Origin of the sequence: Seramator thermalis, from assembly GCF_004138125.1 — a bacterium.
In the GTDB taxonomy this organism is placed as follows: Bacteria; Bacteroidota; Bacteroidia; order Bacteroidales; family Dysgonomonadaceae; genus Seramator; species Seramator thermalis.
Genome location: NZ_RXHS01000004.1, coordinates 185,059 through 211,055 on the forward strand (window position 1 = coordinate 185,059; position 25,997 = coordinate 211,055).

The window sequence follows — 25,997 nt, forward strand, 5'->3', positions numbered from 1 at the left end:
GTTATGGAAATCATTGGAATTATTATAGTAGCCATATTGGTGAACAACGTTGTTTTTTCGCAGTTTTTAGGAATATGTCCTTTTCTGGGCGTTTCAAAAAAACTGGATACAGCCATAGGGATGAGTGCAGCCGTAACTTTCGTATTGACACTCGCCACGTTGGTTTCATTTCTGATTCAGAAAGGTATCCTGGAACCATTTGGCCTTGAATACCTTCAAACTATCACCTTTATTCTCGTGATCGCTTCACTGGTTCAGATGGTAGAAATCATCATCAAAAAAATATCACCCCCTCTTTATCAAGCATTAGGGGTATTCTTACCTCTGATCACCACCAATTGCGTAATATTGGGGGTTGCCATATTGGTGATTCAGAAAGACTACAATCTTTTGGAATCGATAATTTACGCAATTTCTACGGCTATCGGTTACGCAATGGCACTTATCATCTTTTCGAGCATACGCGAACAACTTACACTGACAAAAATACCAAAAGCCATGCAGGGAGTGCCAATCGCACTCATCACTGCCGGAATACTGGCCATGGCTTTCATGGGTTTCTCGGGCATCGACCAGGTTTTTAAATAGGCCAACCTTGTCCTTCATCGAGATTAATTAAAAGCGCTGCAGCCAAAGGGTTGCGGCGCTTTTAATATAACGAACGGATTATCAATAATGTAATAACGCCATCGCTTTCCGTATTAAACTATTTCAAAAACATTCTGTCTTAACTACAAACAACAAGATGTTGAATCGGATAAAACTTCTCGAAATGAAAACATTAAAACACATATTGATCGCAGCTGTCGGAAGCATTGCTATTATAGCATTGACAGCAGCTTCATCGAATCGAGCATCGGCCCAAGAATACCCATATTACAATAATAGGTATGATGTCCAGTATTATAACGACGAATATTACGATACTAATCTTAACTTTCAGGTATTCTATCGCGAATTGTCTCCCTATGGCCAATGGATTCGGACCGTCGAATTTGGTATGGTATGGATACCCCGAGTGGGAAGAGATTTTCATCCCTACGCCACAAATGGCTACTGGACAATGACAAACTATGGCAACACATGGGTTTCTAATTACAGTTGGGGATGGGGTCCATTTCATTATGGCCGTTGGTATTACGATAATTCTTACGGTTGGGCATGGATTCCGGGCTATGAATGGGCACCTGCCTGGGTAGTATGGAGAAGCGGAAGCGGATATTACGGCTGGGCACCAATGGGTCCGAGAGTAAATGTAAGCATTCATGTGGACATCCCCTCCATTTTTTGGATTTTCTTACCCAATCGATACATGTATCATCCAAGTATGCACCGATACTACAAGCACTACTCACCAACAATCTTTCATAACACGACATACATTCACAACACCTATATCTACAATAACAGCAGATATTTTTACGGTCCGAGAGACGAAGATCACTATAAAGCTACCGGCAAACGAGTAAGCGTACGCACCTTGCAGCCATCCACAAAACCCGGACGAAGCTCGGTCAACAGCCGTTCGGTAAGCATCTATCGTCCCGAAGCCACCTCTCGATCGACTAATTCTTCGAGAAATAGTTCAAACTCCAGTATAAATCGTTCGGAGACAAACCGAAACGGGAACAATGTTTCGACCACAAGAAGTGTATCTGCCGACTCTCCACAAAATGGCAGGAATGCAAACAATTCGATCAATACCAATTCCGGTCGCGTTTCGACAAACGCTACTGTCAGAAGCACGAATACATCTCAGGACAACAAAAGTCAGGCCAAAGATATGGGAATTCAAAATCGAAGAAGCGACATAAACAATGCGAATCGGATGACAATCCCAAGAAGTACAGAAAAAAACTCAAGCTCAATGAATCGTTCATCCTCCGGATCGAAAAGCATACAAAGCTCCACCGCAAACTCAAGATCCACCCAATCGACTGCACAACAATCACAAAATCAGAATAAAAGAGAAAAATCAGCCGGAAACTCCACGCAACGGTCGTCTCGGCAATCGAATTCGAATCGTAGCAGCAGATAAAAATAGACGAACACATTGCTCATAACGTCCGATCGAGAGGTGTGTTACACATTGCGAAAGGCCGCCTAAATATGAGGCGGCCTTTCAACTTTTAAGAACAATACGTAGAAATTATTCGTTTGAGTTATCACTTTGCAAAGCTCACAGCACGCGTTTCGCGAATAACCGTGATTTTGACCTGACCAGGATAAGTCATTTCGGTTTGGATTTTGCGTGCAATTTCTGCAGAAAGTTTTTCGGTTTCGGCATCATCAATCTTATCGGCACCAACGATAACACGCAATTCACGACCTGCCTGAATGGCATAAGTTTTTATCACACCGGGATACGACAAGGCCAAATTTTCAAGATCGTTCAATCGTTTGATATATGCTTCTACAATTTCGCGGCGAGCGCCCGGACGTGCGCCGGAGATTGCGTCGCAAACCTGAACGATGGGAGAAATGAGCGATGTCATTTCCACTTCGTCGTGATGAGCACCGATAGCATTGCAAATATCGGGTTTTTCCTTGTATTTTTCAGCCAGTTTCATGCCAAGCACTGCGTGTGGAAGCTCGGGCTCATCGTCGGGCACTTTGCCAATATCGTGCAGCAATCCGGCTCGCCTCGCTTTTTTGGGATTCAAGCCCAACTCCGAAGCCATGATAGCGCAAAGATTGGCTACTTCTCGAGAATGCTGAAGCAGATTTTGCCCATAAGACGAACGATATTTCATTTTTCCTATCATGCGCACCAGTTCGGGATGCATGCCGTGAACACCGAGATCGATGACGGTACGTTTACCGGTTTCAACGATTTCTTCCTCAATCTGTTTACGCACCTTCGATACCACTTCTTCGATGCGTGCGGGATGAATGCGGCCGTCAGCCACAAGTTGATGTAGCGAAAGCCGTGCTATTTCGCGTCGTACGGGATCGAAACCGGAAATTACAATGGCTTCGGGTGTATCATCCACAACGATTTCTACGCCCGTAGCCGCCTCGAGAGCACGAATGTTGCGCCCTTCCCGACCAATAATACGACCTTTGACCTCATCGGATTCGATATGAAACACGGTGATGGCATTTTCGATGGCCGTTTCGGTTGCAACACGTTGAATAGATTGCACCACAATACGTTTTGCCTCTTTGTTCGCCGTCATTTTGGCTTCGTCCATAATTTCGTTGATATACGATTGAGCCTCAGTCTTAGCTTCATCTTTCAACGATTCAACCAGTCTTTCTTTGGCTTCGGCTGCTGAAAGGCCCGAAATGGTCTCGAGCTTTTCAAGCGACTGACGATACAGTTTTTCGATTTCCTGTTTCTTCTTTTCCAAAAGTTCGTGCTGATTGTCAAGGTTCACTTTAAGCTCGTCCAACTCGGTGTTTTTCTTGTTGAGCTCCTCATGACGCTGATTGAGCTGCATTTCACGCTGCTTGAGTCGGTTTTCCACATTTTGAATCTTGGCAAGTCTTGCGTTGGCTTGCTTCTCAACCTCGGCCTTCATCTGAAGTGTTTCTTCCTTGGCCTCCAAAAGCTTATTTTTCTTGATAACTTCTGCGTCCTTCTCCGCGTCGCTCAAAATTTTTTTGGCGCGCGAGTTAGCCATTTGGCCTGTCAGATACCACGCCACAAGCGCGCCAATGATCAGTCCGGCTATACCTAATCCTATTTCCATAAAAAACTTGTTTAAATATAATTGATTAACATCTTTTGCATCGGGCAATACTTATCCTGCCTCACAGCAAAAAGAATTTCTTCCTATACGATTCTTTTCGAACGATTTATTTTATTTGCGATATAAAAAAACACTTTTTCCGCATTGAACGCTTTCAATGTCAAAAAAAGTGCGTTTTCGACTGCCGAACACAAGAAAAAAAATAAATGAATATCTATTTTTTCAAATACTTATCCAATTCTTCGATGAGTCCGACAATTTTTTTTTCCATGGGAGCTGTATCACTCTTACCCTCGAGCGTAAAATTCTCTACCAATGCCTGAATTGTGGTCATAGCCATAAAATCTTGCGCATTAAGATCCGAATTTTCGCCACCGAAGGCCACACGATATTGATTGATTTTGTTATTTATTTTTTTTTCGGCACTACGAAAAGCCTCCTCCTGCGATCGATCGATTTTGAGAGGATATTTTCGGCCATCAATCTTTAGCGTTACTAACAATTTGTCGTCGCCCATGACATAAATTCTATTGGTTGTCTATTTCAATAAATTTATGCATTTATCTACTTCTCGCACTAATTTCGACAATTTTGCCCTGGCATCGTCCACATTTACCGAAGCGGCGGTAATGGTTCGGGCCAATTTCAAATTATCGTATTTTATTTTCAATTGTTTCAGCTCGATATTCAGGGAATCTATTTCCTGCTGTTTCGACTGAATTTCGGCCTTCAAACGAACGTTTTCATCTTTGAGAGAGTCACATAACAACATCAACTGTTTTATGCGTACTTCCAAATCAATCAGCAACTTATCCTGATATTCGGCCATGAGAAAACAAAATTTCACACAAATATAAGTATTAAAAAGAAACAGGCCTCACATTTTGACGTTATTTTTCGTTTATTCATCATTTTAGATGCCAATACGTATAAATTGGTTGAGATTTCGTATTTTTGAAAGCAGATTATAGCATCCATCGCATGGAACAAAAAAACGAAATCATCATCGAAATTGCCGACGAATTTTCTAAGTTGTGTCCCAATTATCGTTGTATTGCAATTGCATGCGGAGTAACGAACACACTCCATGACGATAAGTTGTGGAGAGAAATAGAGGACGTCTCTGCTCGTTTAAGATCGACTTTAGCTCTCGAAGCAATCAACAAACAACCCAACATACACGCCACTCGTATGGTTTACAAGGCTCTGGGCAAAGATCCCAACCGATATCGACCTTCAGCCGAAGCTTTGATGCGAAGGGTTGTGAAAGGCGAAGAACTTTACCGGATCAATACGCTAGTAGATTTGATCAACCTGATTTCGCTGAAAAGCGGTTTTTCAATCGGCGGATTCGATAGGAACAAAATTGTGGGAGACAAGCTTACATTGGGCATCGGTCGAGCCGGCGAGAAATTTGAAGGGATTGGGCGCGGACTGCTCAACATCGAGGGACTGCCCGTGTTTCGCGACGAAGCGGGAGCAATCGGTACGCCGACAAGCGACGAAGAACGCACGAAAATAGATACCGGCACAAAAAAACTGCTGCTGATTATTCACGATTTCGGAAACAGTTCCGACCTGCTTCCAACAGCCGAACTTGCCGAAAAAAAATTGAGAGAATATGCCGGAGCAAGTGATTTGAAGCGACTTTTTAACACACATTTTTCAGGATTCAAGGCTACGAAATAAAGATATAGCTTCGAAATATAAAAAAGAAGTGTAATGATAGCATGTGGTGGCCATCATGACGTCAACTGAAAATAGACTCGGACAGTCGTTCATGTTTTTGTAATCCAAAATGGCCTATCAGGCTGATCGCAAAACAATGCGGAAGGTTGTACCCTTACCGATTTCGGAAGCTTTTACGAATATTTTTCCGCGATGATATTGCTCTACTATGCGCTTGGCAAGCGAAAGGCCAAGTCCCCATCCACGTTGTTTGGTGGTAAATCCGGGCGAAAAAACGGTTTTTTGCTTCGATCGCGGAATGCCTTTTCCCGTATCCAAGATGTCGAGAAAAATGAACTTCCCTTTTTGTTCAAGAGTAAACGTAATGCGACCTTGTCCTTCCATGGCATCCACTGCGTTTTTGACAATATTCTCAATCACCCAGGCGAAGAGTGATGCATTGAGCGGCGACAAAACGGGACTTTCCGGAAAATCGTATTCGATTGAAACTTTCTGCGAAATCCGATTTTGCAAATAACTCACGGAATCCGTTACCACACGCTGAACCGATGTGGGATGCAAATCGGGATTCGACCCGATTTTCGAAAATCGTTCTGCAATCCTATTAAGTCGCTCTACATCTTTTTCAATCTCGCCGGCGAGCGATTCGTCTATTCCCGATTTCAGCTTCAAATATTCCGTCCATGCCAACAGTGAGGAAATGGGCGTGCCCAACTGATGAGCCGTTTCCTTCGACAAACCCATCCATACTTTGTTTTGCTCGGCACGTTGTGAACTGTAGAGCCCGAAAAAAGCCAGTGCAATGAATATGGCAATCACCAACAGCTGAATGTAGGGAAAGATATGCAATCGTTTCAACAAAGTCGAATCGTCGTAATACAACGATTGATTCAATTCATCCATCCTGACGGGATCGTGTTTTTTGGCAAATTCATCTTTTTTTTTCTGCAAAAAATGCTGGTAGTCATCCTTCGGAACGGCAATATTATTCGATGAAAGTTTTCCGGTGCTTTCGTCGAACAAAATAACAGGGATCGTCGTATTGGTTTGCAGCACTTTCAGGACGAGCGCCATATCAGAGCTTTCCTCACTTTTGGCGAGCAACTCGGCAGCCGTAGCCCAAATTTCCATTTTGTTGCGCTCCTCGCGGGCCAAATCCTTCACCAGGTGATTCGAAATCACCAGCGAGGCAAGAACTATCAGGACAGAGACAGCAGTAAAAAAGACGGGGAAAAAACGTTGCGACTGAAACATAGCGACAAAAAAGAATGAATATCAAACCTTCATCACATTAAACGGAAAGAAAGCCGTTTTATTTCGAAGGCCTCAAAAAATCGGGTAACGCACCGGGTAAATATCCGCTCCTGATTCTCCATTCATTCGGATAAAGGTTATTGGCACGATTCCCTATATTTTTTACAAACCCGATCGGTTCGTTTTTGCAGGTAAGAAGCACAATCCCCAAGGGAACGTCTGCAAGATGTATGGCTTCACCCCGAAGGTAAGCAACAGCATCCGACAACGACACTTCGCATCGCGTAAAAGAAGTTTCGTCAAGAAACACACTCAACGCCAAAGCGGGCGAAGGAACGAAATCTTTTCCCTTTTGCTGCCCCATCTCGATTCCGGCGACGGCCACTTTGAATGACTCTATCAAATACGGCATTTCATCCACATGACCGGTTGGCAACGCTACAACGGACTGATTCATCTGAAAGAAATCGAACCTCTCGGACGATTTCAACATCGGTCTCTCCAATGAGTCGTCTTTTAAAGGAATAAAAGATTTCTTTTTCGCCGGTCGGTGATCGCGACGCGATTCAGAGGATTCGTTGACCGATTTTCGCAACACCGCAGCAAAAAAACCTTCGCCCGAAGTTTTGTGCGGGAAAAATCGATAGCCAATCACCCTTTCGTCGAACGACGGCGAAATGTTCCATTCAGGTTTGATTGGAATTTCAACAAAATCAGCTCCCAATTCAGAAGCAAACCAAAGAGCGTTATCTTCATCTTCGTTCAAATTATAGGTGCAAGTACTGTAAACAAGAATGCCGCCGGGCTTGAGCGACGGCCATGCATCGCGAACGATCTCCTTTTGTCGGGCGGCACACATCTTCACATTGGCCGGCGACCACTCGAGAATGGCCGTTTCGTCCTTGCGAAACATGCCTTCGCCCGAACATGGCGCATCTACCAATATCAAATCGAAAAATGAACGTAATCTGCCAATATCTGCAGGGGCATTGTTCGTAACCACTACATCGGGAATGCCGGACTTGATGATCGTTTCGGCCAATATGTTCGACCGTTGACGGACGATTTCGTTGCTAACCAGCAAACTCCCGTCGGGAAGCGAGGAAAGCAACGCCAACGACTTGCCACCCGGTGCAGCACACAAATCAAGGCAAATAACCGGTTTGTCAATCACTGTCCTCACCATGTGTTCGATGAACATCGAAGCAGCCTCCTGCACATAATAATAACCGGCATGAAACAGCGGATCAAACGTGAATGCGGGACGGTTATGAAGTATATATCCCCATTGCGACCACGCAACCGGATCAACGGGTTCGGAAAATTCCATCGGGTTTCGCGCCGCTTTAGCAGGATTGAGGCGTATGCTCGTCGGAGCGTCCTTTCGCAGCGATGCGAGAAACGGTTCTGTTTCATTTTTCAGCAAGGACGATATGCCGACGACAAATTCCGGAGGCAACTGCATAATCGGATATTTTGTTGCAAATATACGAAAAGCAGCGAAATTATGGGGAAATGAAATGCTTATGAACTGGATCTCGGTCTTCGGTTTATGTAATGGTGGATTTAAAATCACAAACGGGTTGATCTAGCGCCTAAATCGATATTGAAAAATAAAATATGAACTTGTGAACGACTTCATCCTGTTGTAAAACTTGTATTATAAAGTATTGTTGATTCCTTTGTCTTCTATATATTTGGTTAATTCCTCCATATTTAATACTTTGTCATACTGGCTTTTGACTTTCCCCAATTTACAGTCTTCAGTGATTAATTTAAGAAAATCATTAAAGTGCGAATTTTCGTTAGCTAATCGGTTTACTGTGTCCCAATCAATTTCTTGATTTATTCTCGATGGGAACAATATTTCACTTTCATAGATATTTTCAGGGTTTAGTTTTATTATTCCAATACCAAAAGCATTGTTAAGACGTCTCACTTCATCTTTAAAAGTCGGATCATCATCAATTCTCAAGGTTACTAAATAACCCTCATTAGCCCAACTCGAATTGGAAACAGCTTGAAAATATGATTGACGTAAATTTCCAAAATTCAGAGAAACTTTTAACTCAAACGAAAATAATTTAATTGAAGTAATTGAAAGATAATTCTGAACCTCAAGTGTTTCCGATTTATAATCTCGAAATGGAAAATAAACTCCAACTATGTCAGGATGTAACCATTCATTTTGACCTTTAGTTACTTTTGAGGAATTTTCATGAAAAACTGTCTTTAAATTTGCCTTGAAATGACTGTCACCAAAGGCATAAGCTACCAGCAATGGGTGAAGGTCTCTCTCGTTAAATTTTTTGATTCCCGTCTTTTCTTTGTTAGTTAATTCTGTTTCTTTTTGTTTTTGAACCTTTTGTAAGTCAACTTGGGTGGCAAGTACTCTTAAAAAGAATTGTGCAGGTCGTTCGCTTGTCTGAACGATCATAGAATTATCACCATTTTTATTTATATCCGTATAGCAGTAAGCAGCTATGGTTGCCCACGGCGTTTTCCCTGATGTAGAAAAGTCCCCAAGCGTTCCAAGTTCATTTGCCTTGTCCCAAATTTCTTTTGCAGAAAGCGGCGTTCCGACTTTTTCAATCGTTTTTTTAATTACGTCCCAGAAAGTTGTTTTTGCCATTTGTTATATATTTTCGAATTGTTTCACAAAGCTCTATAACGTTGATCGTATGCATTGTGCAGAAGTTCACGACAATGTTTATCAGATTACTTTATTCTAAAGTCATGGACATTGGAGAATCATAAAAACACTGACACATTGTCTTTTATTAAAAATTGCAACTATTTTATTATCTTATAGTTAAATCCGAAAAATCATTACCATCATAACAATCATTACGCACAGACGATCAATCTTTCAGATAGTAATTGATCGTACTTACTACTCTGACGTTTTTGACATAAGGCGTATTCGCATCGCGATCGGTGACGGTGAACTGTCCCTGATTAGCGCTTTGGATTTTGCCCAACTTACTTTCAGAGTCTTTGGCAAATTTTTCGGCAGCAACACGCGCATTTTTTGTAGCTTCTTCAATCATCGAAGGTTTAATATCGTTGAGCTTTGTAAACAGAAATTGTACCTGATACTGATAATCCTGTCCGGTTACGGCAATCCCCTGCTTCAGCAATTCTCCCTGTTCACTCATCAATTCTCGGACCAAATCGACGTTGTCGGACATTACGGTTACAACCGACGTGATATTATAACGGAACGGGGATTGATTCACATTATATCGTTCTGCCTGCATATCCACAACCTGAGGTGCCGAAATGCCGATCTCTTCATCTGCGATACCCTTACTCTTCAAAAACGAAACAATAGCCCGATTTTTTGTTTTCAAATTGTCGTAAAGCATCGGCAGGTCATTCCCAACCTCTTTAAACGGCAAAGGCCAAATAACTTTATCAGCCAAAACTTCCTTTTCAGCAAGTCCTTTTACCGAAACAGTACGATCGCGCTGCGAAAATATTTTAATGCCGCTTCTGACGGCAAGCCCCAGCGAAAGCAATCCGACAGCAATGATTATCGATCCTAAAATTCCGTTTTTCATCATGTTGAATATTTTTGTAAAGTAAGACACATTTTGAAGTTGAAAAACAAAGATAAGCAATCATAGGCAACAAACAACGTTTTCGCAAGTTGAAAGGGAAAAGTTTTTCGCAAGAAAAAATCGAATCAGCCAAATGTCTCGATCGCTTTATTGGCAAATCGGGGAATTTTGAAAAGAAGTGCTCCTACCGAAAAAATCAACGATCGGGCATTACCCGCATCAATCATCATTTGTATGAGGCGATCGTGTTTCTGTTTAGTCTCCAGTACTTCAGGAATTTTGACAGGTTCGAAATCGGGATTTAAAATCATTTTTGCGACTTCTTCGCCCGAAACCAGCGCTTGATAAATACCTTCGCCCGTGAACGACGAAAGCAAACCTGCCGCATCGCCGGCAAGATAAATATTTCCGAATCGAATACCCTCATATCCCGAATCCATCGGAAACGATTCGTATCGGCCATTACGGATATCGATATGCCTGTCGGACAGCCATCGTTGAAAATTCCGCTTCAAATCGGCAGGAGCGATGACATCGCGAAATGCGCCACACCCGATCGAAACATATCGACGATGTGGAAAAATCCACGCATACCATGCTGCAAAATATTTGGGCCGAAAAAAAAATTCGAAATCGCGATACCTTTCGGTAGGGATAATATATTGAATTCCAATTCCTCTATTTCGGGGAGGAAAGCCCAAAAAACGCTTCACAAAAGAATTGGATCCATCGGCGCCCACCAGAAAAGAATAACCGATCGGTTGTTCATCTACAACAACCGCATCGTTTAAGATTTCAAAAACGCGAGCATTGGTCCGCACTTCGATATTCGAAAACTGCTTGAGCTTTTGCAGTTGCCATTGTCCCAATTCGCGGCGATCGATCGTAAATGCAAAATCATTCCCCGTATTAATAGTTGTGGACAAACCATTGACATGTAATTTGATTTGGTTGTAACGAAATTCAATCAACTCGTCCGGCAAATCGAGGAAGGCCAAGTCCTTGCCTGTGAGGCCTCCGGCGCAAACTTTTGGCCCAATTTCGGCATTTTTTTCAAGCAACAAAACACGCAACGACGAGTTGCCGAGCGTTTCGGCACATTTCAAACCGGCCGGGCCGGCACCAATAATAATCACGTCAAACTTTTCCATCACTCAACATTCGGATTGGCAAATATATTCGATCTACAGCAAAAACGAAGTGAAACTCCGATTCTAAAACCGGAAAATTCACTTCGCTCCAGTATAAAAACAAAAATGGAAGGATTATTCCTCCAAAAAATTAGGATACCTATAATCCGTAGGAGGAACAAACATCTCCTTGATACATTGCGGCGAAACCCAACGCAACAGGTTAATTACCGATCCTGCTTTGTCGTTGGTACCCGAAGCTCGTCCGCCACCAAAGGGTTGCTGATCGACCACGGCACCGGTGGGCTTGTCGTTGATATAGAAATTGCCCGCCGTATGCGTCAAACGCGCAGTCATTCGTTCGATATTTGCGCGATCGGTGGAAAAAATGGCACCTGTCAGGGCATAATCGGTAGTGGTATCGAGACGGTCCATCGTTTCGTCCAACTTATCGGGATCATACACATACACCGTGAGGATGGGGCCGAACAACTCTTCCCTCATGGTTACATAATCGGGACGTTTAGCAAGAATGACCGTCGGATGAATAAAATATCCTTTGGACTTGTCGTATTCTCCTCCGAGAATAACTTCTGCGTCGGGTGAAGTACGGGCTTCATCAATTACCTTCGCGAGTTTATTGAAAGACTCTTCGTCAATCACGGCATTCACAAAATTGCGGAAATCGTCCACTCCTCCGACTTTAATGTTTTTTAAATCTTCAGCCATATAATTGCGAACATCGTTCCACAAATTGCTTGGGATATAAGCACGCGAAGCTGCCGAACATTTTTGTCCCTGATATTCGAATGCACCTCTAATCAATGCTGTTGCCACCTGTTTGGGATTAGCCGTGGCATCGGCCAGCACATAATCTTTTCCTCCGGTTTCGCCCACAATGCGCGGATACGATTTATATTTGCCGACATTATTGGCAATGGTTTTCCACATACCGTTGAACACGGCAGTCGATCCCGTAAAATGAAGACCGGCAAAATTTCGGTCATCGAAAATTACATCTGCAGCATCAGGTCCCGACGTAAATATCAGATTGATGACACCATCGGGCAAACCTGCCTCCATCAGTATTTTCATGATGAGGCTTGCCGAATAAACGGCCGTTTTCGAAGGTTTCCACACAACGGTATTTCCCATCAATGCCGGAGCTCCGGGCAAATTTCCGGCAATGGAAGTGAAATTGAAAGGTGTGAGCGCGAAAATGAATCCTTCGAGCGGACGCCAAACATTCCGATTCCAAGCACCCGGTGCCGAGTTTGGCTGCATCTCGTAGATAGTACCCATATTGCGCACATTGAAACGATAAAAATCGGCCAATTCGCAAACAGCATCGATTTCCGACTGATAAGCATTTTTGGACTGGCCAATCATCGTTGCTGCATTCATCTCATAACGATAAGGCCCGGAGATCAAATCGGCAGCTTTCAGGAAAATGGCAGCGCGACTTTCCCAACTCATGGCTTCCCATGCAGGTTTGGCTTTGAGGGCAGCATCTATTGCCTGACGCACATGCGATTTATCGCCCTGATGATAGTGCCCCAGCAGCCGCTGATGGTCGTGCGGCGGACGAATATCTTTCAATTGATGGGTGCGGACTTCCTTTCCATCGATCATCATCGGGATATCCAATCCCCCACGGTTGAGTTCGGAAAGTTTCTGTTTAAGGGCTTTTCTTTCCGGCGATCCCGGAGCATAGCTCTTCACGGGTTCGTTCTTGATTTCGGGAATTTTGAAAAAAGCGTTTGGCATAGAGATAGTATTTTTGATGTGGTTGATTCAAAACTGATTTGATACAAATATACAACTATTTTGCAAAAAAAACGAAATTAGCTTCGTAATTCGTAAGAAAGACGAAAACGGTAGAAAAGAATCGTTAATGTCGTGTGTAGGAGAAATGAAAATTCGACAGTTTCACGAATCTACAGAAGTTATAAATTCTCTGTTTGAGAATAATATCGGCAGCAACCTTCCATCGAACAATCTTCTTTGTCCGTTTCAAATTCAATCGTAACGTGTTGAATACCGACAGACTGAAGTTTTCGACGGATTTTTTCTTTTAATTCATGCAGTTCGGGCAGGGATTTTTCTTTGTTGAGCACCACGTGCACGGTCATAATATTGTATTGCCCATCGGTTGACCACACGTGCACATCGTGCACACTTTCGATTTCGGGAATATCCGAAACGATTCGGATGACATCATCCGTATCAATTGCGGCAGGAGCAGCCTGCAAAATAATTTGAAGACTTTCCTTAACATTGCGATACACATTGGTCAAGACATAAAAGGCAATGGCAATCGAAAGAATCGGGTCTAATATGGGAAGATTGGCAAACAACATCACAACAGCTCCGACGAGCACAGCCAGCCATCCCAACACATCTTCGAGCATGTGGAGCGAAACCACGCGTTCGTTGATACTGTGCCCCTTGCGCAATCGCAAAACGGCAGCACCATTGATAATCACCCCCAGTACAGCAAGCAGCAACATTCCGCGTGCATCGGGCTGCTCGGGATGAAACAAACGAGGAACGGCTTTGGCAATGATAAGAATGCTGCCGATGGCAAGCACAACAGACGTGATGATGGCGCCCAATAGCGAAAACCGCTTGTATCCATACGTGTAAACCTTATTTCCGGCGCGTTTCGAGATATGCTGAAAATACCACGACATGCCGAGTGAAATGCAATCGCCCAAATCATGAACCGCGTCGGAAAGAATGGCCACGCTATTCGTAATGGCTCCACCTACAAATTCGACAATCGTGAAAAAAAGATTGAGGAAAAATGCAGTACCGATATTTTTCACATCTTCGTTTTCGAGATGATGAGATGATTCGTGCGAATGATTGTGCATAACGTCTGCTTGCCGTTTTGAGGATATAACATTCCAAAAAAATGATTGTTCAAAAAGTTGACATTCCATTCCAAAAGTATATCTTTACAAAATAATATCTCGAAACGATAAAAAAGATTTTACCCCCGAATCACAACATTTCATTTATCTTACGCGTTATGAAAGCCATTCGATTATTCATTTTTTTCACGACACTGATCATGATTGCATCTTGTAACTCATCGGAAGAAAAAACAAAAATTTTGAAACAGTCCGATTTCCCTGCGCCGCCGGTTGCGGAAATCGTTCCCGACACATATGTCAACTTCGGTAAACAACGTATCGATAATTACTATTGGTTGAAGGATAAAAACAATCCCAAAGTGATTGAATATCTGAAAGCCGAAAATGCCTATACCGAGACTGTAATGGCTTCGACAAAAGAGCTTCAAGAATCCATCTACAACGAAATCGTTGGACGAATAAAAGAAGACGACGAAAGTTATCCCACGTTCTCCGATGGATATTATTACTATAATCGCACCGAAAAAGGAAAACAGTATCGCACCTACTGCCGACGCAAAGGATCGATGAATGCACCCGAAGAAATTCTTTTCGACGTCAACAAAATGGCCGAAGGCAAACCGGCTTTCATTTTCATGGGCTATTCTATCAGTCCCGACAACGGCAAAGCCGCCTATTTCTACAACGAAACCGGATCGTATGCCGAATTTATCATGAAAATAAAGGATCTTTCGTCAGGACAAGACATCGGATTCAGCGTAACCGGAGCAACTTCGGCAGCTTGGGCGAATGATAGTCAAACACTGTTTTATGGCACAATCGATAAAACACTTCGATCCTATCAGATTCATCGTCAAAAAATTGGCGAAACGAAGAGCAAATTGATATTTGAAGAAAAAGATCCTAAATTCTCGACTTACGTCTCTGCAACTAAAACAAAGCAATTCATTTTTATTTCGAGCGAAAGTTCCACGACGTCCGAAGAGCGATTTATTCCTGCCGACATGCCCGAAGAATCATTCAAAATATTTATGCCTCGAACACAGGATGTTGAATATTCAGTCTATCCGCATAAGCACAAATTTTTTGTACGCTACAAGGATAAGCAAAATCTGAACGGGAAAATCTACGAAACGCCACTCGCCGGCTTCGAGGACAAAAAAACATGGAATGAATTCGTACCACACAACGACAGTATCCGCATTGACGGCATTGATGTGCAGAAAGAATTTGTGGCGCTTGAACTTCGCAAAAACGGACTTACCGAAATTGAGTTAAAACCGATTTCGGGAGGAAAAAGTAAGGTGATAGCTTTCCCCGAACCGGTTTACACCGTTTCGTTGCAGGGAAATCCCGAATACGACTCCACCTCGGTTCGCTATTCCTACACTTCGCTCAACCGGCCGAACACGCTCTATGAATACGATTTCGTTTCGGAACAAACAAAAAAGCTGAAAGAGCAGGAAATTCCATCAGGATTCAATCCTGACGACTACGTCGTAGAACGACTTTGGGCAACTGCTCCGGATGGAGTAAAAGTACCTATGGCCATCGTCTATAAAAAAGGGTTGAAAAAGGATGGGAAAAACCCCGCACTACTCTATTCTTACGGAAGTTACGGCATAAGTTCGGATGCCAATTTCAGCGCAAGCGTTTACAGCCTGATCGATCGCGGATTCGTTTTCGGCATTGCCCAAATTCGCGGTGGAAGCGATTTGGGAGAACAATGGTACGAAGACGGCAAGCTGTTGAAGAAAAAAAATACTTTTACGGACTTTATTGCTTGCAGCGAAAAATTGATCAACAATCGTTACACAGCACCAGACAAACTGGCTGCAATGGGAGGAAGTGCAGGTGGCTTGCTGATGGGAGCCGTAGCCAACATGCGCCCCGATTTGTATCAAACGATTGTGGCTCTGGTACCATTCGTGGATGTCATCAACACAATGCTCGACGAATCGCTGCCTCTCACAACGGGCGAATACGAAGAATGGGGAAATCCCAATGATGAAACGTATTTCAACTATATGCTGACCTATTCGCCTTACGACAATATCAAGCCTCAAAACTATCCCAATATGCTGGTAACAGGAGGATTGAACGATTCGCAAGTGCTCTTTCACGAACCGGCAAAATATGTGGCAAAATTGCGAGCAACAAAAACAGATGACAACATTTTGTTGCTTCGCATGAACATGGAATCGGGACATGGAGGAGCGACAGGTCGCTACGAAGGCATTCGAGACACAGCTTTTGAATATGCTTTTATCCTGAACCGGGTAGGTATCGATAAATAGAAAACCGGCGAACGGAATCGATTTAAACGGAGAGAAGATGCTCGGCAAGAATTTTCAGGCCAATGGCAATCAATATCAATCCGCCAATAAGTACCATATTGATTTGGATATTTTTTCCGAAGCGGATGCCCAGATAGATGCCGACAAAACAAAAAACAAAACAGACGATTCCGATCATCGCAACGGCCGTGAAAACAACATCCTTAAATGGAACAAATATCAGTCCGGCGGCCAAAGCATCGATACTTGTAGCAAATGACAAGGCAATCACTTTTCGAAAATTAATTTGAGCCGACTGCCGGCAATTGCAGTCGCAGGGAACTTCTTTTTCCTCACGAAGACCTTCATAAATCATTTTTCCCCCGATGATTCCCAAAATCGCAAAAGCCATCCAATGATCGACAGAAGCAATCCGTTTCGAAAAACCCACCCCGAGCGCAAAACCGACGAGTGGCATAACAGCCTGAAAAAAGCCGAAGACAAGAGCCACCTTTACAGCGCGAATAGTCTCAAATCGCTGCCGGCACATTCCTTGACTAATGCACACCGCAAACGAATCCATCGATAATCCTGTGGCTATGAAAAATATGGAAAGGAGATCCATTCAGACAGAAGAATTTATACGTGAAAAAGGAATACAAAAGTATGAAAAACGTCGAAAACCGAAAAACAAACTTAGGGTAAACCCTATAAAATACGGATTAGACGCAAATAATCGAAGATATTCAAAATCGTTCTTTCAAACTTCGGAAAACATATTTTTGATTTTATACACCTTATTCGGATAATAAATTGTTATCTTTGCACCTCAAAATCACTTCATTCTGATAAAACAGTGCAAACGATTTTAAAAAATAAGGTACTTATTCGACTTTCGGAGATAATATCTTCTCACGAAAACGAAATCCTGGCTGCCAATCGACAAGATCTGAATGCTTTCCCCGATATGGATGCATCAACAAAAGATCGGTTAAAGGTTGACGAAAAGAAAATCGGCGGCATGATTCAGTCGCTCCGCGACGTGGCAGAACTGCCTGACCCCGAAGGTAAAATACTTTACGGATATACCCGTCCCGACGGACTTCACATCGAAAATCGGAGTGTTCCCTTCGGAACCATTCTGATCATCTACGAATCACGTCCCGATGTAACCATCGAAGCTGCGGCCACAGCATTCAAAGCCGGCAACCGAATTTTATTGAAAGGCGGCAAAGAATCACTCAACACAAACATGCTGCTCACACAACTTTGGCAACAAGCTCTCACGGAAAACGGCATCGACCAAAATTTCGTTCGATACCTAAATCTTTCGCATGCCGAAACGCAGCAATTAATCAAAAACAATCCCTATCGGGTTGATTTGATTATTCCACGAGGTGGCGAAAAACTGATTGCATTCGTCAAGGAAAATGCTTCCGCTCCGGTGATTGTAAGCGGACGAGGCAACAATTTTCTGTTCATTGACAAAAACAGTGATTTCGAAATGGCTATCCGCATCATCCTCAATGGCAAACAGCGCATCAGCGTATGCAATGCCCTGGATAAGGTTTTGATCGATGAAAATATTCCTGATTTGGAACAAAAAGTACATCGATTGACGGATGAGCTTCTGCACAAAAATATCGAAATCGTTGGCGACGAAAAAATCAACAGCATCGACAGCCGAATAAAGAAAAACGACGACAGCCATATTCTGTCTGAAGAATTCCTGGCGGCCAAAATATATCTATCGATTGTCCCCGACATCGAAGCAGCGGTGAATATCATCAACACGTATTCGGGAGGACATTCCGCAACAATCGTAACAAACGACGATGCAAATGCCGATTTGTTTATGCAGCAAGTAGATTGCGCCGCAGTCTATCGCAATGCCTCAACCCGATTTACGGATGGCGGTCAGTTTGGCGTGGGGGCCGAAATAGCCATCAGTACACAAAAACTACATTTCAGAGGACCACTTGGCGCACAGGAGCTGGTAACGAACAAATGGTTTGTTTATGGGAATGGCCATATTCGCGAATAATATTTTTGACACAAAAGGTTATCAAACGACGCTCAATATTTGCATGAAGAAAAAACTCATTATAAAAATCGGAACTTCCACTCTCACGGCGGGAACCAATAGAATTTCGTTCGCCGTAATCGAAAGTTTGGCACGCCAAATAGTTGTTCTGAAAAAAGAATACGATATTGTGATCGTTTCGTCGGGAGCTATTGCCACAGCCCGACAATTTGTCGAAATCAAAGGGTACAACAAACGCGTAGATTCGAAGCAGGCAATGGCTGCAATCGGGCAAACCAAGCTAATGGAAATTTATGACACTATTTTCAGTACCTTCGGATTGAACATCGCACAAATTTTGATGACTTATCGCGATTTCGAGAACGCAACAGCCAAAGAAAATACGCGAAATACCATCAAAAAACTTTGGGAAGCGGACTATATCCCGGTTGTAAACGAAAACGATACCGTTTCAATCGAAGAAATCGTTTTAGGAGACAACGACAAACTTTCAGCGCTGGTTGCCGTAATCATTGAAGCCGATTTATTGATTCTGGTTTCGGATATCGACGGCATATTCACTGCAAATCCGCATCTGCACGCCGATGCAAGACTAATCGAGAAAGTTAACGATTTGAACAATATCAAGCAATGCATTGAAGAAAAGGAATCGATGCTGGGTACCGGCGGTATGTCATCGAAAATCCATGCAGCCGACATTTGCATGAATCATGGTGTGGAAATGTGGATTGTGAACGGACAACGCGAAAATTATATCATAAAGGCGTTAGCCAACGAAATTCCATTTACAAAATTTTATTCCAAATGAATTACGGATTTATTGGGTTTGGCAACCTTGCCAAAGCTGTTTATCAAGGGCTGAAAGACGAACCGAATATCAATTTCGGATATTTTTCACGCCACAAGAAAGAGGTGGAGATACCTTTTTTCGAAAGTGCTAAATCACTTGCAGAATTTGCAGATGTACTGTGGCTTGCCATCAAACCACAGGATTTGGCCGGTATTCTCGAACAACTGCAGCCCCTCGACTTATCCGGAAAAGTTATCGTTTCGCCCGTAGCCGGAAAAAGCATTGCCTTCATCGAAAAATATCTGGGAACCGATCCAATAATTGTTCGAATCATGCCAAATCTGGCAATTGCGTACAAAAAGTCGGTTACAGCTTTCGCTACCAATCATCCCGGATTGGAACAAACCGAACATATTTACGAAATATTGGGAAAATTGGGCAAAGCCGTGAAACTCGACGAAAATGGATTCGATTTGTTTACATCCGTTTTCGGAAGTGGCCCCGCATTTATTTTGTCGTTTATCCAAATATTCAAGAATAAAATGCGCGAATTTGATTTGCCGGGTTCGCTTCTCGACGAACTATTGCTTGAACTTACTCAGGGAACAACTATATATTTTGCTCAAAATCAGAAAGATTTCAGCATCGAAGAATTGATCAAAAATATCACAAGCAAAGGAGGAACCACACAAGCGGGTCTCGATTATTATCGAAACCACGAAATAGGAAAACTTTTCGAAGGGGTGTTGGAAGCGGCTAAAAATCGCTCCATCGAAATGAGTAAAGACTGACAAAAGATAAAAGTCGTAACGAGGAAGAGGAACACACTATTGTTGTTCCTCTTTTGCTTTGTATGCCAAGGCATAAAACCTGATTTGTTTGATGACAGCCAACAATCCGTTTGCCCGCGTGGGCGAAAGATGTTCGGCTAGGCCGATTTCTTTCATGAATCGCAAGTCGGCACCGAGAATTTCGTCGGGAGTTCGTCCGGAGAAAACGCGCAAAACAAGAGCCAGCAAGCCTTTCACGATGACAGCATCGCTTTCGGCCCGGAAATAAAGTTTGCCGTCCCGGTAGTCAGTTTGAAGCCAGACACGACTCTGACAGCCTTGTATGATATTTTCGGGTGTTTTATACTTCTCGTCGAGTGGTGGCAATGCATTGCCTTGCTCGATAATTAATGCATATTTATCCATCCAGTCATCAAAAATACCGAATTCGTCGATTATTTCCTGTTGAACTTCATCTATCGATTTCATAATTCTGTTTCCGTTTATTGTTCCGAATAAATCACTTCCATAACAGTTTGGCCAACAGCTTCAAGTGTTGCGCGATTGATGTTGGACATATTGTCGTTGAGCGTATGCCAGTGGGGTGCAAATCCTGTCCCGGAATCTTTCAAATTGATGATATCGACTGTGGGGGCAACGTGATTTTCGTTTACCGGAACATGATCATCTGTGATGAAGCCCGTCTTGCGATTGATGAACCATTGGCCATATCCTAATTTGGAAGCCGTCTGCCAAATCTTTTCCACCACGTTGCTCGCATACTGCACCGAATATCCCTCTTTGAGAAAAGTAGCATCGGGCGCACCAACCATATCGAGCAGAATGCCGAAAGCTGCCCGGTAATTGGTTATATGCGGATTTTTTACCCAATATTGTGACCCCATACACCACCAATCACCGGCGGGCGGATTTTTTTCAAATTCGGCAGGGCCCCAATCTTCCAAATCAAAGAAAATAATATCGATTCCTATATTTGGAGATTTCAAGTTCAATTGTCGGGCAATTTCGAGTAATACTCCTACTCCACTTGCGCCATCATCTGCGCCAAAAATGGGTTGATGCTGTCTCGTCGGATCATTTTCCTGATCGGCAAACGGACGTGTATCCCAATGTGCAAATAAAGCCACGCGTTTTGTTTTTTGAGGTTGATAAATGCCTATAATATTGCGAATCGGAATTTTTTGCCCATTGTAATGTGTTACAGTCGTTTTCTGTTCCATTACCTGTGCTCCGAAATCATTCAGTTTGGCAACCAGATAGTCACCGCAAGCTGCATGTTGAGGTGTGTTGGGAATTCGTGGGCCAAAACTCACCTGCTTCGCGACGAAAGAATAGGCACTGTCGGGATTAAAATCAGGTGAAACTTTCACATATTGTTCAGTTTGCATGGGCGATCCCGAATTTTTCGAACTTTGACACGAATTGCAAGAAACGCTTAGCATCAAAGCATTGATCGAAATTACTAAATATAATAAGCGACTGTAATTTTTCATTATCTACCTGTTTTTTTGAAACGAATAATCAAGGATTCCAAGCTGGCGATAGGTTTCGAACAACGCCTCATCGTCATCCGAAATAACGAGCAAGATATCTCCCTCGTGCAGTTCCGTTTTTCCGGTAGGAACAAAATAATGATCGCCACGTTTCACCATCACGACGAGTGTTCGTTCCGGAAATGGAAGTTCTATGAGATTTTTCCCATGTTTTAAAGTCTCTTTAGTGATATTTATTTCTGTCATGGCCGATTTTATATCCTCAGAAAATTCGACATCAAATTCTTCAATTTTTCTAAAATATTTCGGTTTTTCGGAAACGCCCAAACATTTAGCAACAAAGGAAAGCGTAGTTCCTTGAAAAAGAAGTGAAACGATAGTTATAACAAATACACTATTAAAAATAATCCGAGCGCCCTCTATACCGGAAGCAAGAGGAAGGATGGCAAAAAGAATTGGCACAGCCCCTCTGAGGCCAACCCACGAAACAAAAATTTTATCCTTGAAGTGAATATTCCTAAACGGAGCAAGACTTAGAAAAATACTCAACGGACGGGCTACAAAAATCACGAAAAAAGCGATCACAAGGGCAGGAATGAGTACGGTAAGTAATTCACGGGGATTAACCAGCAATCCCAAAGTAAGGAATAAAAGTATCTGACTCATCCACGCAAAGCCATCCATAAATTTCATCGAACTGCGACGTTGAGGAAATTTGGAATTTCCGAGTACCAACCCCGTTATGTAAACGGCAAGATAGCCGTTACCCTTTAAAAAGTAGGTGGATGAAAACGAAAAAACGCCCAATACGAGTAGAAGGACAGGGTAAAGCGAAGGATTATCCATACGAATACCGTTCATAATCCTTACGGATATTTTTCCCATCAAAAAACCGACAATTGCGCCAATTGTCAACTGCATCACAATTAATCCCGTGACTGAAAGGAAACTCGGATGATCCCCCGATTGAATGATACTCATCAACACAATCGTAAGCATATAAGCCATTGGATCGTTGCTGCCACTTTCCAATTCGAGTAGAGGACGAAGATTATTTTTAAGATTAAGCCCTCTTGAGCGCAAAATACCGAACACCGAAGCCGAATCGGTTGATGAGACTGTAGCAGCAAGAAGGAAACAGGTAAATAAACCCGCTCCCACAGCCGAGAACAAATGGCCAAACTTGAACCATACAAACAATCCGGTGAACAGAGCCGTGAGTATGACACCCACAGTGGACATCACGATACCCGGCGCGATGATGGGTTTTATTTCATGAAATTTGGTATCGAGTCCACCGGAAAAAAGGATGATACACAAACAAATCGTACCGATGGTTTGTGCTATTTGAACATTTTGGAAATTCAGTCCAAATCCATCCGAACCAAACAGCATTCCCACAACGAGGAAAAGCAACAAAACAGGAACTCCCAACTTGTGTCCGGCTTTTCCAACAACTAAACTCACAAAAAACAACAGTGATCCTATCAGTAGCAAAAATTCAGTGGAAATAACCGTCATGATTTTATTTTTGTTTGAAAAGAATTTGCTTCTTTTTAACATTCAAAGAGGCTCTTTCTCCCATTAACATCGGGAAATTATGCTTCGCGTGTCCTACCGGAAAATCGAAACAAACAGGGAAAGTATATTCTCTAAGAGCCGTCATGATAGATTCGTTGAGTGAAGCATACATCCGGTCATCTTCATCATAATCTGTAAACTGTCCGACTATCAATCCATTAATTTTATCAAAAACACCGGCCAGTTTCAATTGATGGATCATCCGATCTACTCGATAAGGCTCTTCGCCAATATCTTCGATAAACAAAATACCCTTACGCGGAATATTGACATATTTCGTCCCCAGCAGACTGCAAAAAACGGATAAATTACCCCCGAAAAGGGTTCCGGAAGATTGTCCCAATCGGTTTAGAAAATCGTACCGCATCGCAGGAAGATCATATTTTAAATGACTTCCAAACAGCACAGACTTCATAAAACGAACAGAAATATCCGATGAACCTTCTTCTGCCAAATGTTTTGCCATAGGCGCATGAAGCGATACGATTCCGTTTTTCTGAAAAACAGCATGCAATGCAGTGATGTCGCTAAATCCGACCAACCATTTAGGAAATTGTTTTATCCCCTCAAAGTTGAGTTTGTCCAATAGATGAACTACTCCATAGCCACCTCGCGAACAAAGAATTAGTTTTACATCAGGATCGTCCATCGCAGTTTGCAAATCGGATAATCTTTGATCTACGAATCCACTAAACCGGCCGGCTTGGCGTAGAGCATTCGGAGCAACTTCCACACGCAATCCCCACTCGCACAATATGGCAGCCGCCTTGTCCACCATAAGCGAATCGATTTTACCCGCAGGAGAAACAATGACGGCTTTATCGTCGCTATGGAGAACCGGTGGACGTATCATTAAGCGTCGATATTGGCATAAGAAGCGTTTTCTTCGATAAACTCACGACGGGGAGCCACTTCTTCGCCCATAAGCATCGAAAATACCATATCGGCATCAGCGGCATTTTCGATTGTTACCTGTCGCAATGTGCGATGTTCGGGATTCATCGTGGTATCCCAAAGTTGTTCGGCATTCATTTCGCCCAAACCTTTATATCTTTGTGTGTGAATAGCATTTTCGTTGCCGTCTGCATACTTATCTATAAAAGCCTGACGTTGACGATCGTCCCAGCAATACTCTTCTATTTTCCCTTTTTTGCATAAATAGAGCGGCGGGGTAGCAATATAGACATATCCTTTCTCGATAAGTGGTCGCATGTGGCGGAAAAAGAATGTGAGAATAAGTGTGGCAATATGACTTCCATCCACGTCGGCATCAGTCATGATGATCACTTTGTGATAACGAAGCTTGTCCATATTGAGCTCCTTCGAATCTTCTTCCGTACCGATGGTAACGCCCAATGCCGTATAAATATTACGGATTTCTTCGCTTTCCAACACTTTATGAGGCATAGCCTTTTCCACGTTCAGAATTTTACCTCGTAACGGAAGAATTGCTTGAAAATTGCGATCGCGACCTTGTTTGGCCGTTCCGCCGGCAGAATCTCCTTCGACAAGAAAGATTTCGCAATTTTCGGGATTTTTGTCGGAGCAATCGGCTAATTTACCCGGAAGGCCTGCACCCGATAAAGGCGATTTGCGCTGAATCATTTCACGTGCTTTGCGAGCAGCATGGCGCGCAGTAGCCGCCAAAATCACCTTTTCGACAATTATTTTGGCTTCCCGCGGATGTTCTTCGAGATAGTTGGCCAATGCCTCACCTGTAGCCTGATCCACAGCTCCGATGACTTCGTTGTTGCCAAGTTTTGTTTTAGTTTGGCCCTCGAACTGAGGCTCAGCAACTTTCACCGAAAGAACAGCAGTAAGGCCTTCACGAAAATCGTCGCCAACGATTTCCACTTTCACCTTATCAAGCATTTTCGAATCTTCTGCATATTTTTTCAGCGTACGCGAAAGACCTCGGCGGAACCCTGTGAGATGCGTACCACCTTCGATGGTGTTGATATTATTGACGTACGAAAAAATATTCTCGTTATAGGAAGTATTGTAAGTCATTGCTATTTCGATCGGGATGCCCTGTTTTTCGGTAACAATATGAATTGCATCCGAAATGAGCGGTTCTTTGGCTCGATCGATATATTTCACAAATTCCTCCAATCCATTTTCGGAATAGAATTTCTCACTCTTATATGACCCGTCTTCTTTCACTACTCGCTTATCGGTTAACGTCAGAGTGATACCCGCATTCAAAAAAGCCAATTCACGAAGTCGTGTAGCAAGGATATCGTAACGATATTCGAGCACATTAAAAATCGAACTGTCGGGTTTGAAAGTAATAATCGTTCCGGTTCCTTCCGTTTCACCTACTATCTTTACGTCAGCCAAAGGTTTCCCCTGAGAAAATTCCTGTACGTAAATTTTACCTCCTCTATGAACTTCTGCTTTCAAATAGATAGAAAGCGCATTTACACACGAAACGCCTACTCCATGCAATCCTCCGGAAACCTTATAGGTTCCTTTGTCGAATTTTCCTCCGGCGTGCAAAACGGTAAGGACAACCTCCAGCGCCGATTTTTTTTCTTTTTCGTGAAAATCGACAGGGATTCCTCGTCCATTATCCTTTACCGTAATAGAATTGTCTTCGTTTATGGTTACATGAATTTCGGTACAATATCCGGCAAGTGCTTCGTCTATAGAGTTGTCCACGACTTCGTAAGCCAAATGATGCAATCCTCTTTCGCCGACGTCTCCGATATACATTGCAGGGCGCTTGCGTACGGCCTCGAGACCTTCGAGCACTTGAATATTTTGGGCAGAATAATTTCCGCTCGCAACTTGTTTTTGTTCTTCTGTCATT

General features: G+C 43.0%; 23 protein-coding genes. 7 read left to right on the plus strand and 16 right to left on the minus strand.

The annotated features are described in order from the left end of the window. Window positions 1-3: 3 nt before the first annotated feature. Window positions 4-588 carry an electron transport complex subunit RsxA gene (rsxA, locus tag EJN84_RS04830; RefSeq protein ID WP_101486330.1) on the plus strand — a complete coding sequence of 195 codons (585 nt, stop codon included), beginning with the start codon at window positions 4-6 and terminating at the stop codon, window positions 586-588. 184 nt (window positions 589-772) lie between these two features. Next, window positions 773-2,038, plus strand: coding sequence for a DUF6600 domain-containing protein (locus EJN84_RS04835; protein WP_129594354.1), 1,266 nt, complete (start codon window positions 773-775; stop codon window positions 2,036-2,038). Window positions 2,039-2,165: 127 nt separating this feature from the next. Here the strand turns inward: EJN84_RS04835 and rny are convergent, their stop codons facing one another. The 3 genes from rny to EJN84_RS04850 form a co-directional block, all read right to left on the minus strand. Then, on the minus strand, window positions 2,166-3,695 hold the full coding sequence (gene rny / locus EJN84_RS04840; protein WP_129594355.1) for a ribonuclease Y: 1,530 nt from the start codon (window positions 3,693-3,695) through the stop codon (window positions 2,166-2,168). A 214-nt stretch (window positions 3,696-3,909) separates the two neighbouring features. Next, the gene (locus tag EJN84_RS04845) at window positions 3,910-4,212 is read right to left on the minus strand and encodes a cell division protein ZapA (protein WP_129594356.1); all 303 of its coding nucleotides are present in this window, start codon (window positions 4,210-4,212) and stop codon (window positions 3,910-3,912) included. Between the two features lie 21 nt (window positions 4,213-4,233). Further along, a complete protein-coding gene (locus EJN84_RS04850) occupies window positions 4,234-4,524 on the minus strand; it encodes a coiled-coil domain-containing protein (RefSeq protein WP_129594357.1) in 291 nt (96 codons plus the stop codon). Between the two features lie 152 nt (window positions 4,525-4,676). On the opposite strand from EJN84_RS04850, the gene EJN84_RS04855 reads away from it, so the two are divergent. Next, window positions 4,677-5,384, plus strand: coding sequence for a B3/B4 domain-containing protein (locus EJN84_RS04855; RefSeq protein ID WP_129594358.1), 708 nt, complete (start codon window positions 4,677-4,679; stop codon window positions 5,382-5,384). Window positions 5,385-5,501: 117 nt separating this feature from the next. Here EJN84_RS04855 and EJN84_RS04860 read toward each other — a convergent pair whose 3' ends face one another. From EJN84_RS04860 to EJN84_RS04890, 7 genes are all read right to left on the minus strand, one after another. Then, entirely contained in the window at window positions 5,502-6,638 is a 1,137-nt protein-coding gene (locus EJN84_RS04860) for a sensor histidine kinase (RefSeq protein WP_129594359.1), read from the minus strand. Window positions 6,639-6,696: 58 nt separating this feature from the next. Then, the gene (locus tag EJN84_RS04865) at window positions 6,697-8,103 is read right to left on the minus strand and encodes a methyltransferase RsmF C-terminal domain-like protein (RefSeq protein WP_129594360.1); all 1,407 of its coding nucleotides are present in this window, start codon (window positions 8,101-8,103) and stop codon (window positions 6,697-6,699) included. A gap of 195 nt (window positions 8,104-8,298) precedes the next feature. Then, window positions 8,299-9,270, minus strand: coding sequence for an HTH domain-containing protein (locus tag EJN84_RS04870; RefSeq protein WP_129594361.1), 972 nt, complete (start codon window positions 9,268-9,270; stop codon window positions 8,299-8,301). A 229-nt stretch (window positions 9,271-9,499) separates the two neighbouring features. After that, on the minus strand, window positions 9,500-10,201 hold the full coding sequence (locus EJN84_RS04875) for an SIMPL domain-containing protein (protein ID WP_129594443.1): 702 nt from the start codon (window positions 10,199-10,201) through the stop codon (window positions 9,500-9,502). A 125-nt stretch (window positions 10,202-10,326) separates the two neighbouring features. After that, window positions 10,327-11,352: an FAD-dependent oxidoreductase gene (locus EJN84_RS04880; RefSeq protein ID WP_129594362.1), complete on the minus strand. Its 1,026-nt coding sequence runs from the start codon at window positions 11,350-11,352 to the stop codon at window positions 10,327-10,329. Between the two features lie 114 nt (window positions 11,353-11,466). Then, window positions 11,467-13,098, minus strand: coding sequence for an L-glutamate gamma-semialdehyde dehydrogenase (pruA, locus tag EJN84_RS04885; RefSeq protein WP_129594363.1), 1,632 nt, complete (start codon window positions 13,096-13,098; stop codon window positions 11,467-11,469). A gap of 179 nt (window positions 13,099-13,277) precedes the next feature. After that, window positions 13,278-14,207 carry a cation diffusion facilitator family transporter gene (locus EJN84_RS04890; protein ID WP_129594364.1) on the minus strand — a complete coding sequence of 310 codons (930 nt, stop codon included), beginning with the start codon at window positions 14,205-14,207 and terminating at the stop codon, window positions 13,278-13,280. A gap of 242 nt (window positions 14,208-14,449) precedes the next feature. Here EJN84_RS04890 and EJN84_RS04895 point away from each other — a divergent pair, with 242 nt between their 5' ends. After that, a complete protein-coding gene (locus EJN84_RS04895) occupies window positions 14,450-16,507 on the plus strand; it encodes a S9 family peptidase (protein ID WP_129594365.1) in 2,058 nt (685 codons plus the stop codon). Between the two features lie 22 nt (window positions 16,508-16,529). Here EJN84_RS04895 and EJN84_RS04900 read toward each other — a convergent pair whose 3' ends face one another. Further along, the gene (locus EJN84_RS04900; RefSeq protein ID WP_129594366.1) at window positions 16,530-17,111 is read right to left on the minus strand and encodes a manganese efflux pump MntP; all 582 of its coding nucleotides are present in this window, start codon (window positions 17,109-17,111) and stop codon (window positions 16,530-16,532) included. Between the two features lie 231 nt (window positions 17,112-17,342). On the opposite strand from EJN84_RS04900, the gene EJN84_RS04905 reads away from it, so the two are divergent. Genes EJN84_RS04905 through EJN84_RS04915 form a run of 3 tightly spaced genes read left to right on the plus strand, consistent with a single transcriptional unit; the run spans window position 17,343 to window position 20,111 of the window. After that, window positions 17,343-18,530: a glutamate-5-semialdehyde dehydrogenase gene (locus tag EJN84_RS04905; RefSeq protein ID WP_129594367.1), complete on the plus strand. Its 1,188-nt coding sequence runs from the start codon at window positions 17,343-17,345 to the stop codon at window positions 18,528-18,530. Window positions 18,531-18,573: 43 nt separating this feature from the next. After that, window positions 18,574-19,338, plus strand: coding sequence for a glutamate 5-kinase (proB, locus tag EJN84_RS04910; RefSeq protein WP_129594368.1), 765 nt, complete (start codon window positions 18,574-18,576; stop codon window positions 19,336-19,338). Beyond that, on the plus strand, window positions 19,335-20,111 hold the full coding sequence (locus tag EJN84_RS04915; RefSeq protein WP_129594369.1) for a pyrroline-5-carboxylate reductase family protein: 777 nt from the start codon (window positions 19,335-19,337) through the stop codon (window positions 20,109-20,111). The genes proB and EJN84_RS04915 overlap by 4 nt, the downstream gene beginning before the upstream one ends. 36 nt (window positions 20,112-20,147) lie before the next feature. Here EJN84_RS04915 and EJN84_RS04920 read toward each other — a convergent pair whose 3' ends face one another. Genes EJN84_RS04920 through gyrB form a run of 5 tightly spaced genes read right to left on the minus strand, consistent with a single transcriptional unit; the run spans window position 20,148 to window position 25,996 of the window. Beyond that, window positions 20,148-20,579 carry a SufE family protein gene (locus tag EJN84_RS04920; protein WP_129594370.1) on the minus strand — a complete coding sequence of 144 codons (432 nt, stop codon included), beginning with the start codon at window positions 20,577-20,579 and terminating at the stop codon, window positions 20,148-20,150. 14 nt (window positions 20,580-20,593) lie between these two features. Further along, window positions 20,594-21,604: a M28 family peptidase gene (locus EJN84_RS04925; protein WP_129594371.1), complete on the minus strand. Its 1,011-nt coding sequence runs from the start codon at window positions 21,602-21,604 to the stop codon at window positions 20,594-20,596. 3 nt (window positions 21,605-21,607) lie between these two features. Continuing rightward, window positions 21,608-23,125, minus strand: coding sequence for a potassium/proton antiporter (locus EJN84_RS04930; RefSeq protein WP_129594372.1), 1,518 nt, complete (start codon window positions 23,123-23,125; stop codon window positions 21,608-21,610). Between the two features lie 4 nt (window positions 23,126-23,129). Further along, window positions 23,130-24,038: a S66 peptidase family protein gene (locus EJN84_RS04935; RefSeq protein WP_129594373.1), complete on the minus strand. Its 909-nt coding sequence runs from the start codon at window positions 24,036-24,038 to the stop codon at window positions 23,130-23,132. Beyond that, entirely contained in the window at window positions 24,038-25,996 is a 1,959-nt protein-coding gene (gene gyrB / locus EJN84_RS04940; protein ID WP_129594374.1) for a DNA topoisomerase (ATP-hydrolyzing) subunit B, read from the minus strand. Before gyrB ends, EJN84_RS04935 begins: the two co-directional genes overlap by 1 nt. Window position 25,997 lies beyond the last annotated feature (1 nt).